The organism is Thermosporothrix sp. COM3 (assembly GCF_059696735.1).
The window spans coordinates 655,636-668,035 of the sequence record NZ_AP019376.1 but is presented as its reverse complement, the minus strand read 5'-3'; the positions used below and the strand labels follow the sequence as shown (position 1 = coordinate 668,035).

Sequence of the window (12,400 nt, the reverse complement as noted above, 5' to 3'; positions counted from 1 at the left end):
TCGGTTATCAAGACAGGTTGCATCCCAATGACCTGAAGCGTCTTTGAAGCATCCCTATATTACTAGAGACTGAGAATGTTCCTTCTTCTTAAAAATAGATTTGCACTTTTCTTTTTATTTGCTACGATCTCTTCTTGCTCAACGTTCATCAATTTGCTTATCAATTACAATAAAAGCAGAAGTCATTGTGCGCATCCTCTACCTTATATGTGCACGAAGAGAGCGATGCATGGACATATTGCGCTGATTTGTCCCCTTTTTGCCCCCTCTTTGCCCCATAGATGTACTTCTCTCCGAGCCACAGATCATGTATCTAATAAGTAGTGCAGTGATGCACGACGCATCCGGTACAGAAGCAAGGGGAGATGTTGGAAGGGATAGAGAGAACCGGGGTGTGCTTTACAAAGAAAACTGGAAGATGTATGTATCGCGGGATTTGCGGTGGTGGGGATGGTATTGACGGATGCTCGCGGAGGGGATTCCTTTCTCCTGCATTCCGGTTATTTTGCAAAGTACCTGGACTCAGCAACTGTTATTCGTGGTCCCCTTGCTCACCGGGTAGCGGTGGCACAAGAACAGTATACGGTGTGAGCGAAGCGTAAAGCGTTGTTTCGGATGTGAAACATTAGCGTGTCGATATCTACCTACGCTACTAGCCCCATTTCCTCACAATAGCGAGGGCGTTGACCCCCGCCCTCGCTCCTCTCTCTCCTATTGCATGAGTTGCGCTCAACCATCCCAAACCTTCAAAACGGGGAGCATTGTGCTTGCATGAGGTGGCTCTCTCCATTCTCCGCCCTCTAAAAATGCGCCGAACCCCGGTGGTGCTCTGAGCCAGTGTGTTCTTCTTCATAGACAAGCCTTGCTTGCATCAGATATATAGAGTAAAGAGAATGATTCCTATTCTAAGTACGATCAGGAGAAAAGATTGTCATTCTATAATAAAGAGAGTTTGCAGTTTATCCGGCGCAGACGTCAACAGGAAGTATTCAGGGGACGTGAAAAGGAACTGACCCTTTATCAGGAGAACCTTGCACGTGATGTTGAAGACGAAGAACGAAAATTCCTCTTCATCGTGACCGGTCCACAGGGGAGCGGAAAAACGCTCCTGCTGCGTCGGTACGTCGATGTGCTGGCCGCGGCACAGGGCGTCAGCGCATGGATTGATGAGAGCGCCGAAGATCTGCTTGAAGCGATGATGCAGCTTGCTCGACAGCTTGCGAAGTTCGACGAAAAAGCGTTTAAGCCGCTCTTTCAGCGCCACGCGCTCTACCAGAAACGGATGAAAGAGCTTATGGCCGATCCTGCGGGACAGAAGCCGCCCCCTTTCGTTGCTTTCGGTGGCATGGTGGCGAAAATGGGTCTGCATATCGGCAAGAAGATTCCGTTGAGCGGCCTGATCTTTCGTCTGGTGGATGAGGAGCAGGTGGAAGAGCAGATGAAAAACTGGTCTGCCTTTGTTGCGACAAAGCTGAAGAACAAAGAAGAAGAGCGCCTGCTTCAGGAGCCGCTGGAGGTACTGACGTCGCTCTTTCTGGCGGGTGCGCGCACCCTGAGCGCAAGCCATACCGTAGGCCTTTTTTGCGACTCCTATGAGCGTACGGCGGTGTATCTGGATGGCTGGTTGCGTGGGCTGCTAGACGGCCACTACGGAGATATGCCCTCCAATATCGTGTTGACGCTGGCAGGCCGAACCGAGCCCGACCCCGAGCGCTGGCAGCGATTTCACGACATCACCACCTGCGTGCCGCTTGGTCCGTGGGAATAGCTGTTCGGTGCCAGAGCCCGATTCACTGAGCTCTGGCATTGCTTGTGTTATCGGCTTACGTCGGCGTCGGCGAAGTCTTGCAGCAGGTTTGCCAGCGAGAGCTCAGCGATTGAGGAGATGCGCCGATCAGCCTCGGAGAAATCAAAGTGTCGGGTCAGCGTGTTGGGGACAACAATACAGTAAATGCCCGCAGCCTTCGCGGCTCGCATGCCATGCAGGGAGTCTTCGAGGGCAATTGCCTCATGCGGCTGAATGTTGAGCTTCTGTAACGCCTTCAGATAGATATCGGGGCGCGGCTTGGCAAACTCGACCTCATCGGCGGTCGTGATGCTGTGAAAATAGTTAAGCAACCCGCGCTCCTTAAGATGTCCTTCAACCCAGCTCCGGGTAGAGCTGGAGGCCACAGCAACTGCGATACCCTGCTGATGCGCCTCATAAATCAGTTTTTCGACGCCCGGTAGCAGTGGTTGTGTCGCGATCTTTTCCAGATACCGTTGCTGGCGTTCGGCTCTGATAGCCTCTTTATCAAGCGTACGTCCGGCCTGCTCTTCCAGATAGGCATAGATATCAAACGGAGCGGTGCTTGTTCCGCTGCCAACCATCGGTAACCACTTCTCCAGATTGAGCGTTCCGCCGAATGCCTGAAATGTCTCACGCCACGTCTCGAACTCGGGAAGCTCCGTATCAATAATTAAACCATCAAAGTCAAAGATAACTGCTTTTAACATAGCTATACAATAGATCCTGTTCTCTCTTCTGCAACTTGCAACTACTCCTTTTTCCAGAAGGGAGGAGATGCAATGTCCTCTTTATGATATGCTGTCGACCTTGAAGAGACAAAATTGATTTGCTTGAATGGTACTTGTGGGAGATATTCTTTGTTTTCCTCATCTATTACCAACAGTGTGGGGTGCGCGATTCATTCCCGGCTGCTTGCTTCAATAGTGGTTGAGCATCGGCGCGAGCGTGAAAAATGAGCGTGCGAAGTGGCGTAGTTCTATCAGAGAAAAGAAAACGTGTATCTGCTCATAAAGGAGAAATATGGCTGAGGTGCTTTTTTCGACCGGGGTTCCAGCGATTACCGAGGCAATAGAGCAGAATCTGGCTGAATTGCTCTTCTATTTTGGCGCGGCGAACAACGCAACCATTACCAACACGCACCGCCTGATCGCGGTTCTGAGTGACAGCGACGACGCGTTCTGCAATGCGGTCGTGCATTCGCGGCTCACGCCTGAGCGGCTCGACGAGGAGATTCTGACGGTGCTGGCTCCATTTCAGCGGCGCAATGTTCCTATGATCTGGTGGCTGATGCCCTCGGCTGCTCCGCCTGAGCTCGGGAAGCGGCTGGCGCGGCACGGCTTGCGTTATCGTGGAGAGGGTCCGGGTATGGGTCTGGATCTGACCACGCTGCCTCGGCGTCGTCTGGCCCCTGAAGGGTTGACGGTTGAGCTGGTGCGCACGCCCGCGGCCCTGCGTGAGTGGTTATATGTGAGCAATGTCGCATACGGCTACGCGCGTGAGCCAATCGAGCAGAGCGTGATCGATTTCGAGCAGCGGCTTGGGCTGGGCGAGAAGCGGCCCTATCGGCGATATCTGGCACGGCTCTACGGGCGTGCTGTGGCGACAGCAGCGATCTTTCTGGGGGCAGGCGTCGCGGGACTCTATAACGTGGCGACCATTCCCCAGGCGCGCAGGCATGGTATCGGCTCCTATACCTCGTTTGTGGCCTTGCGTGAGGCGCGTAAGGCGGGCTACTGCGTGAGCGTGCTCATGGCATCGGCAGCAGGCTATCACGTCTATACCGGGCTTGGTTTTCGGGAATATTGCCGTATTCGCTCGTTTGCGTGGAGGGCCTGACTGGCTTTTTGACGCCTTTCTTCGCGGGCGTTCCGCTGAAACTGTTGTAGTCTATCGATTCCTGATGTATAGTATAGCTAGAACTTGAGATAGACATGTGATTGCAAGCAATGAGGCTGAAAGAAAACAATGTCGTGGTATCTGTGTCAAAAAAATTGGAGTGAGTTGTATGAAACAGACACAAGAAACAGCCTCTTCTCTGTCTTCACGTCCTCGTGTTGTGATTGTTGGTGCCGGGTTTGGAGGTTTGCGTGCCGCACAGAAGCTAGGCAACGCCCCTGTTCAGGTGACGGTCATTGATCGAACGAACCATCATCTCTTTCAGCCCTTACTCTATCAGGTTGCGACAGCGACGCTGTCCCCTGGTGAAATCACTGCACCAGTGCGCCATGTGCTCAAACGCCAGCGAAATACGCAGGTGATTATGGCCGAGGTGACCGGTGTTGACACGCAGAAGAAGCAAGTTCTCATGGGAGATCAGACTATCCCATATGATTATCTGATTCTGGCTACGGGAGCTCGTGAAAATTACTTTGGTCATGAAGAGTGGAGAAAATACGCTCCCGGACTCAAAACAATTGAGGATGCCCGGGCGATCCGTCATAAGTTGCTGCTGGCATTCGAGGCGGCAGAGCTGGAAACGGACCCTGAGCGCGTGCGTGAGCTGTTGACCTTTATTGTCGTGGGTGCTGGCCCGACCGGCATTGAGATGGCCGGAGCGATTGCTGAGGTAGCCCACAAAGTACTGAAGTCGGAGTTCCGCAACATTGACCCATCAATGGCGCGCGTGATCCTGCTAGAGATGGCGCCGCGTGTGCTTCCTGTCTTCCCGGAAGCCCTGTCCCATAAAGCGAAGCAGGCGCTGGTCAAGCTTGGGGTCGAGGTGCGCACCAACACAGCCGTATCGCTGATCGATGAGAACGGCGTGATCGCGGGCGGCGAGCGAATCAACGCAAGCACCATTCTCTGGACCGCAGGCGTCAAGGCGTCTCCGGCTGCGAGCTGGCTTGGGGTCGAGGCAGACCGCGCCGGGCGAGTGGTCGTTGAGCCTGATCTGAGTGTGAAGGATCTGCCCGATGTCTTTGTGATCGGTGATACCGCGTCCTGTGTCCTGGACGGGAAGCCGGTTCCCGGTCTGGCTCCGGCAGCGCTTCAGCAGGGTTCCTATGTGGCGGATCTGATTACTCGACGCGTGGAGGGCAAGCCCGCGCCTGCTCCATTCAAATACTTCGATAAAGGCAGCATGGCGACAATCGGGCGGGGCTCCGCAGTTGCCCTGTTTAAGGGATTGAAGCTGTCCGGTCCTGTGGCCTGGCTTATGTGGCTGGCGGTCCACCTTGTCTACCTGATCGGTTTCGCGAATCGGCTGCTGGTGATGATGCAGTGGGCTCGTGCCTACCTGAGCTCGCGCCGTGGCGTGCGCCTGATTACGGTCTTCGCTCAGGATGGGCTGCTCAAGGGGCCGAAGACGCCGCCTTCCGAGCAGGAGAAAGAGAAAAAGGCGTCTGCCGCTTGAGCAAACGCCAAAGCAGAGACGAGAGGCTACGCATTCTGTAGCCTCTCGCTTGCTTTTTAGCTATAGAGCATTGTCAATGTCCTGGGACTGATACTGTTCATGTTGGAGAAACCGACCGCCCAGAGATTGTTGGTGGCGGGATCCAGAGCAACGGCGTGCAGTGAGCCGCCAGTCTCATCGGGACGCGGAGTCTCAACGATTGTCCACTGCTTGCCATCCCAGTGCATCGCCAGCGTCTCGCCATCGAAGCTACCGGAGAAGCCAACCGCCCAGACATCGTTCTTCGCAAGTGCTACGGCTCCATAAAGACCTGAAATCTCGTTCCGACTGGGGCTTTCAACGCGCGTCCACTGCTTGCCGTCCCAGTGCAGCGTGAGGGGCTCACCTGGGCCCTGGTAGGTCTGACCGATGGCCCAGACATCATTCTTGGAAAGGGCTGTGACACTCAGCAAGCGACCGGACTCTGTTGTCTCGTAGGGAACAACCTGCCACTTTTTGCCATCCCAGTGCTGAAGCATCGGCTTCGAATTGGGAATGGGAGGCGCGGCCTCACCGACGGCCCAGATGTCCTTTGCAGAGCGAGCAACAATGCTGCGGAACTTGTTGGTGCTATCCTGAGCTGTCTCAACGTTGGGGCTCTGAACAAGCTGCCACGCTTTGCCGTCCCAGTGTTCAACCAGCGTCCTGGTATAGGTGCCGTCGAAGTAGCTTCCAGCGGCCCAGATGTTATTAGCCGAAATGGCGGTGATGCTGTTCAGCTCGGTGCCAGTGGAGCCCTGTCCCGGTGTGGGGCTCTTCACTCGCTGCCATGAAGAACCATCCCAGTGCAGCACCAGCGGCTGATTCTGCCCCGATGCTGTCGTATAGGAACCGACCGCCCATGCGTTGTTCTCACTGAGGGCAACGACAGATGACAGAACACTGCTTCCCCCGGCGAATTGCGGCGTGGGTACGACCTTCCATTGCTGGTCTCTGGCACTCCGATAGAGAGCGAGCGACTGGAAATGCTGGCCTCCGTCGGTATAGGCATAACCAACACTCCAGGCATTCCCTTCAGGAGTAAAGGCGATTGAGCTAAGAGATCCATTGTTCTCGGCTGAATTGGGACTGGGCACGACCTTCCATTGTCGCGCTGCCGCGTGGGCTGTCCCGCTCATTGATAGAGTTAGCAAACAGAGCAAGAGAGCGATAAACCAGAAGCTTTTTCGTTTCATACATACTCCAGAAATTTGGTATTGAGAAACTTTTCATGCCTCTCAGTATGCATGCATACAGCGCAAAAGCCCACACTGAATACTCATCGAATACTCATTGTTTCCTCATATTTCCCTCATTATGAGGGGGCAAAACAAGCATGAAAGTGGTTTTTCTGGTTTGTCCATGGCATTTTGGGGATTGCATTGCTTGCTTCATTACGGAGGTGAAAACCACTCTCACCAGATGTGAGGGTTGCGATAGCTACAGGCTGGATACCAGGCTCATCTCACGCCTACCCCAAAATGGGGAAGCGGCTCTTCTCCTTTTCAGGAGAGATGGAGTGCTCGCAAAGCATTGTATACTCACGAATCGGGTGCCAGTGGGGTTTCGCTCTTTCCTATAGTTTAGAACAAGGTGCGCTGAGTGAGTGGGCGGCGTCCGCTGAGAAGAAGATAGGGCGCGGCCTGTTCGGGGTTTGCCATGCCGAGGGCACGAAGCTGTGAGAGGTCGGTCAGGCGTGAGGTGCGGCGTGCGGCCAGAATAGCGCTGGCTGTTTGAGGGCCGATGCCGGGGACACGCATCAATCGTGCATGCGAGGCGGTCATCACTTCCACGGGAGCCTGACGCAGATGGCGTTCGGCCCAGGCGCGTTTAGGATCCAGTGTGGTGAGCAGGTTACCATTCTCCTGAAAGGGGAGCTCATTGATATTCCAGCCATAGGAGCGCACCAGAAAGCTGGCCTGATACAGCCGAAGCTCTCGCAGTTCAGAGGTTGCCGGTAGTTGCTCAAACGGTGTCTGCTGAACTGGCGTGAAGGCGGAATAGTAGGCGCGGGTCAGCCCCATCTGCTGATAGAGCTGCTGGCTAAGCGTCATCAACTCAAGATCTGTGTCGCCGACGGCCCCGACAACGAACTGTGTGACGGTGCTGGCGAGGCGCTCGTGTGGGTGTTCGCGCCTGATCTGCTCGGCAAGCTGAAGCATTCGCAACAATTCGTGCATAAACTCTTTTTTCGGTGCAAGGGCGCTTAATCGCTCCTCGGTCGGGCCTTCGAGATTGACTGAAACCCGGTCGGCAAGCTGCATGATCCGGTACAGTTGTTCATACTGAATGCCCGGCATGATCTTCAGATGCAGATACCCATCATAATGATAGCGCTTGCGGATGATTTCGGCGGTCGCGATGATTCTGTCCTGGGTGGTGATGCTCCCCTTAATGATCCCGGATGAAAGAAAGAGCCCGTCGACCTGTCCGCCACGGTAGAGCGTCTCGAAGCCGCGTGCCATCTCGTCGGGTGAGAAAGTCAGGCGCCTGGTCATGCTGCGTCCGGCACGAAAGGGGCAATAGAAGCAGTTGCGCTCACAGGCGGTCGTGAGCATGGCCTTGAGCACGGGCTTCTTTCCCTTTGGCGTACTCAGATGCGTGATGCACTCCGCAAGGCTGGTAGCCTGCCGCGGGGCTCGCTTGCGCTCCTCACGGGGGCGGTCGCCCGCTGGCTCAAACTCGGTGCCGCTGTGCAGCAATTTTGTGATGGTATCAGGCTGAATCTGTACATGCATAGAAGCAAGTATAGAACAAAGATTCTACCCTGTCAAGAGCGCATAGTGGTACTTTTTGCATTGCCCTATCGGCGAACTGAAGGCGTTTTTCATGCTGAGCGTCTTGTCTTCTCCCCGATCCCTATGCTATCGTAAGGGGCAACAGAATAGAACTGGCTGTCGCTCCGAAGATGGCGGCCAGGCTTCCGCTCTGCCTGATCGGTGTGTGTGTGATCGTCGCTTGCTGCGTGGCGGCAGGCGGAATAAAGCATACAAAGGGTGTCGTGCAAACACTCCTTCTGTTGTTGAGAGGGTTTATTGGGAATGGAGTCAATCGAGAAACTCCCGTACAATTCACGTGTTCGCCGTTTACGAGAGCTGGCTGAGGCCGCTCTGACGCACTATGATCTCGGGAGCGCACGCTTAAGTTTGCTTTCTCAGCGGTCTGATACACTTTTTCGTGTTGCGGCCACACGAAGGATTCTCCTCACGCCCGAAGTAGAAGAAGAGGAGGAAGAGGATATAGAGGAGCGAGAAGTATCGTATCAGATCGAGAAAAGTCGCTATGTATTGCGGATCTATGGTCCCGAAGCGCTGGAGACCCCGGCCCTGCTGTCTGAGCTGCGCTGGCTGACCGCGCTCCGCCATGATACCGAGCTGGTAGTACCGTCTCCTGTGCTCTCGCGAAACGGCTCCTATATTGTGAATGTCGCGATAGAAGATATACCGGAGACCCCGCGCTGTGCGCTGTTCCACTGGGTAGAAGGTCGCTTTGTTGATAGCCGCCTGACCCCGGGACGTCTGGAGCGCGTGGGGCTCTTTATGGCGCGGCTGCATCAGCATGCCGAAACGTATTCACCACCCGCCTCATTTACGCGGCCCGTGTGGGATTGGCAGCAGTTCTTTGGCCCACGCACGATTTATGATCGGGAGTTTCTGCTTCAGCATTATCCCGATCTGCTTTCGGTCGAGGATCATGCAACCCTGATCGCGCTTGTAGAGAAGACCGAGGAGGTGCTGCACTCGCTTCCCCAGACGCGGGCGTATTACGGCCTGATCCACGGCGATTTTCAGCAGACCAACTATCTCTTCTATAAGGATGAGGTGCGGGCAATCGACTTTGAAGAATGCCAGTTTGGCTACTACCTCTACGATATCGCGGTAATGCTGGCCGGGCTGGCTGGTCGAGAGAATGAAGCCGCTCTCCGTCTCGCGTTCTTCAATGGGTATATGCAGATCCGTGCCCTCCCTGACGATTATGAGAGGCTGCTTCAGCTTTTTGAGGCGCTGGTGCTGGTGCGCGACATGAATCGCTGTTTGCAGCAAGAGCCTGCTCCCGAGAAGCAGGGCTTTGCGGCGGCGATGCAGCGGCTTCGTGCCTGCGTTGAGGCAGAACAGCATATCGTTCACTAGAAGTCGGTTCCAGGGATACAAAAACCTGGAACCGGCTCTGCCAACTGCTACTGTCGTGTGGGCTGCTGGAGAAAGCGCGTGATACGGTCGCGAATACCCCGGGCCGTGAGGCCGAGCGCTTCATTGTGCTGCTGATAGGTGCCATAGCGCGAAAGGATCTGGTGGGGCACGCCAATGGCCTTGATGCGCACAGGGCGATCTTCCAGAGCCGCGGTGATCTCAGGAACGAGCGCTCCTTCATAGTATGGCTCAACCAGAATTACAGCGTCTCCCTGCTGTTCGGCGTGAAGCGTTTCGGCATCAAATGGCGCGACAGTCGTGCAATAGAGCACCGTGACATCCAGATCACCGACTGCTTCCAGGACGCGCCCGAGCATCGGTCCGACCGCGATTACAGTGGCCTGTGTGCCGCGTTGAACGATGGTCAGCTTGCCAAATGTGGTGTTCTGGGGCGCTGGATTCTCTTCTGTGCTCAGGCGGTAGTAGGTGGGGGCACCGTTGGCGTAGGCCTGCCTGAAGAGGCTGTCGAACTCTTCAGTGGTACCCGGGACGACAATTTGCATGCCCGGCAGGTTGCGGAGCAGCGCCACATCAGCCGGTCCATGATGGGTCATTCCCTGAATGCTGTAGTCATAGGATGCGCCTGAGCTGATGAAGTTGCCGCCCAGTCGCTGATAGATGAAATCATCCTTCAACTGCTCGTATGGCCGCTCGACAAGGAACGGCGTCAGCGTGTGGACGATAGGAATAAAACCTTCAAGGGCCAGCCCGGCGGCGGCGCTAATCATCGTCTGTTCCATGATACCGACATTGATGACGCGGTCCGGGTAGCGCTCTATCACGTCGGTCAGGATATCCCGGCTGATATCGGCCAGGACAACAGTTGTGCGTGGATCACGCCCCAGGATATCAAGAAAAAGGGGCTTCATATGGTGACGCATACGCTGTTCTATGGCGACGCTCATCGTGCTTCCTCCCTCTTCAGCGTGCAATATCGGCAATAACGGCAGTGGGGCGTGTGGGATCCTGCTGGATCAGAGCCTGATAGATCTGCTCATGATCGCGCCCGTTGATGGTGGTGCTGGTCCAGCCAAATGAAGTGAGTTTGGCCGCCATATCGCCCAGATCGCGAGTGCTGGAATGGTTATTCACCAGAATACAGGTCAGGTTGGGCAGGTGGAGGTTTCCCGCCATTGACACTCCCCAGGCCAGAAGGGCGGGGATTCTTCCTTCATCCAGCCTGCTTGCGCGGCGCCGCAGTGCGACGACGCGTAGCGGCAGGCTGTCCAGAAGCGTTCGACGAGACACCCTCGTCGGTTCCCGTCTGCCCGACGGTACCCTGTAGCGCTTTGTGCAAGATATTCAAGGCGGCGTTGTGATCGCGATCGAGGAGCAGCCCACAGCCAGGACACAGATGCGTACGCATACTCAAGCTCTTTTTCACCCGTTGTCCACAACGAGAACAGTTCTGACTGGTGTAGGCCGGTTCCACCCCGATCACCGGAACCTGATGCAGCGTGCCATCGTATCTCACCCACCAGAGGAAGCGCCCCCACGCCGCATCAGAAATGCTCTTGGCCAGATGACGGTTCTTGACGAGATGGCGGATCTGCAAGGCTTCGTAGGCAAAGAGGATCGTGAGACGAGACAAGCGCGTTCGCCTGCTTTCTGGCGAAATCCTCGCGCTGCCGCTGTACCTTGAGATACGCTTTGCTAAGGGCTTGACGGGCTTTCTTGCGCTTGGCGGAGCGCTTCTGCGTCTTCGAGAGCCGACGATGCAGCCGCTTGAGCCGCCGTTCCGCCTTGCGGAGATACTGAGGAGGAGCCACGGTGTTGCCTTCGGAGTCAGTGAAGAAGGCACGCAGCCCCAGATCAATGCCTACCTGCTTGCCAGAGGGCTGATGCTCAACGCGTCGAGTGGCCGCCACCGCAAATTGGCAAGAATACCCATCAGCCCGCCGGAGCAGTCGTACCCGCTTGATCTGTGAGAGGGGAAAGGTCATGATATCACGCGAGCCGATGAGGCGCAGCCGGCCAATGCCGCAGCCATCTGTGAAGCGAATATGAATGCCATCGGCCTCCAGCTTCCAGCCCGTGGTCTTGTACTCGACACTGCGACAATCACGCTGGAACTGAGGATAGCCCTTCTTGCCGGGTATCTTGAGGCGACAGTGCTCGTAGAAACGGGAGATGGCAGCCCACGCTCGGTCAGCGGCAGCTTGCCGGGCCTGAGAGTTGAGGGAGAGCGCAAAAGGGAACTGTCTGGCCAGCACAGCGCAATACCGCTGCAGGTCATTCCTGGAGACGCCGCGTGCATCCATCCAGAGAGAGGCGCAGGCACTTGTTGCGAATGAATTGGGTGGTGCGGATAGCTTCCTCGATGGCGGCGAATTGTGCTTTCGACCCATCCAGCTTGTATTCGTAGATCAGCATCCCTTGCTCCTTGTTCGTCCTCACTGTCTTCGCGTATCCTAACACAACGATTGCCTTCTGTCAAGCGAAGGGGAACGTTCTGCCTCTGATGGCTTCCTGCGCCATCCATCCCCCTGGCTGAAGCCAGGGGCCTTCTGCCGCTTTTTGGTAAAAAGGCTTCCCAGATGCTCCCCTCATTGGTCTCGCCATCGCCGATCAGGGCAAAAACGCGGCGGTCGCTTCGCTTGATGCGCAGGCCCAGGGCCATCCCGATTGCCATAGAAAGGCCATGTCCCAGGGAACCGGTTGAGACCTCCACTTCGGGTACCTGATTGCGATCGGGGTGCCCACCGAGGATGCCGTCCCAGGTGCCGAAGCGCTTGAGCTCTTCTGGCGGGAAGAACCCCTTTGCGGCCAGCACGGCAAAAAACGCGATGGGGCCATGTCCTTTGCTTAACACAAAGCGGTCCCGTTCCTCACTGCGCGGGTTCTGTGGATCAAAGCGGAGAACGCGATCATAGAGCGTCCAGATGATATCGAGAGTTGAGTGAGCGCTTGGTTCATGTTTCTCGTCGCCTGTCGCGAGCGACATAAAGCGCTTCACGGTATCAAAATCAGCTTGAACCTGCATGCTTGTCTTCCTCTTGCTGCTGAGATATACGCGTGTTCTACATCCTTTCATCAGTATAGCGCTCTTTC

Annotated in this window: 9 protein-coding genes and 2 pseudogenes; 4 read left to right on the top strand and 7 right to left on the bottom strand. The window is 55.7% G+C overall.

The genetic code is table 11. The annotated features are described in order from the left end of the window. Positions 1-928 precede the first annotated feature (928 nt). Positions 929-1,768, top strand: a complete 840-nt coding sequence (locus KTH_RS02935; protein ID WP_111323021.1) for an ATP-binding protein — start codon at positions 929-931, stop codon at positions 1,766-1,768. A gap of 47 nt (positions 1,769-1,815) precedes the next feature. Here the strand turns inward: KTH_RS02935 and KTH_RS02930 are convergent, their stop codons facing one another. Next, entirely contained in the window at positions 1,816-2,496 is a 681-nt protein-coding gene (locus tag KTH_RS02930; protein WP_111323019.1) for an HAD family hydrolase, read from the bottom strand. A gap of 313 nt (positions 2,497-2,809) precedes the next feature. On the opposite strand from KTH_RS02930, the gene KTH_RS02925 reads away from it, so the two are divergent. Together KTH_RS02925 and KTH_RS02920 are read left to right on the top strand one after the other, a co-directional pair. Then, on the top strand, positions 2,810-3,625 hold the full coding sequence (locus KTH_RS02925; RefSeq protein WP_111323017.1) for a GNAT family N-acetyltransferase: 816 nt from the start codon (positions 2,810-2,812) through the stop codon (positions 3,623-3,625). 169 nt (positions 3,626-3,794) lie between these two features. Further along, positions 3,795-5,141, top strand: a complete 1,347-nt coding sequence (locus tag KTH_RS02920; RefSeq protein ID WP_497616352.1) for an NAD(P)/FAD-dependent oxidoreductase — start codon at positions 3,795-3,797, stop codon at positions 5,139-5,141. Positions 5,142-5,197: 56 nt separating this feature from the next. Here KTH_RS02920 and KTH_RS02915 read toward each other — a convergent pair whose 3' ends face one another. Beyond that, complete coding sequence (locus KTH_RS02915) at positions 5,198-6,355, bottom strand: beta propeller repeat protein (protein WP_497616349.1); 1,158 nt, start codon at positions 6,353-6,355, stop codon at positions 5,198-5,200. Between the two features lie 387 nt (positions 6,356-6,742). Further along, positions 6,743-7,897, bottom strand: a complete 1,155-nt coding sequence (locus KTH_RS02910) for a radical SAM protein (protein WP_497616347.1) — start codon at positions 7,895-7,897, stop codon at positions 6,743-6,745. A gap of 303 nt (positions 7,898-8,200) precedes the next feature. On the opposite strand from KTH_RS02910, the gene KTH_RS02905 reads away from it, so the two are divergent. Continuing rightward, on the top strand, positions 8,201-9,289 hold the full coding sequence (locus KTH_RS02905) for a phosphotransferase enzyme family protein (RefSeq protein WP_497616345.1): 1,089 nt from the start codon (positions 8,201-8,203) through the stop codon (positions 9,287-9,289). A 47-nt stretch (positions 9,290-9,336) separates the two neighbouring features. On the opposite strand, the gene KTH_RS02900 is transcribed toward KTH_RS02905, so the two are convergent. From KTH_RS02900 to KTH_RS02885, 4 genes and pseudogenes are all read right to left on the bottom strand, one after another. Beyond that, a complete protein-coding gene (locus tag KTH_RS02900) occupies positions 9,337-10,254 on the bottom strand; it encodes a transketolase family protein (protein WP_497616343.1) in 918 nt (305 codons plus the stop codon). Between the two features lie 16 nt (positions 10,255-10,270). After that, a complete protein-coding gene (locus KTH_RS02895) occupies positions 10,271-10,483 on the bottom strand; it encodes a hypothetical protein (RefSeq protein ID WP_497616340.1) in 213 nt (70 codons plus the stop codon). Positions 10,484-10,520: 37 nt separating this feature from the next. Continuing rightward, positions 10,521-11,722: pseudogene (locus tag KTH_RS02890) on the bottom strand (RNA-guided endonuclease InsQ/TnpB family protein). Between the two features lie 163 nt (positions 11,723-11,885). Next, positions 11,886-12,293, bottom strand: a pseudogene (locus tag KTH_RS02885) (thiamine pyrophosphate-binding protein); the annotation flags it as partial. Between the last annotated feature and the right edge of the window lie 107 nt (positions 12,294-12,400).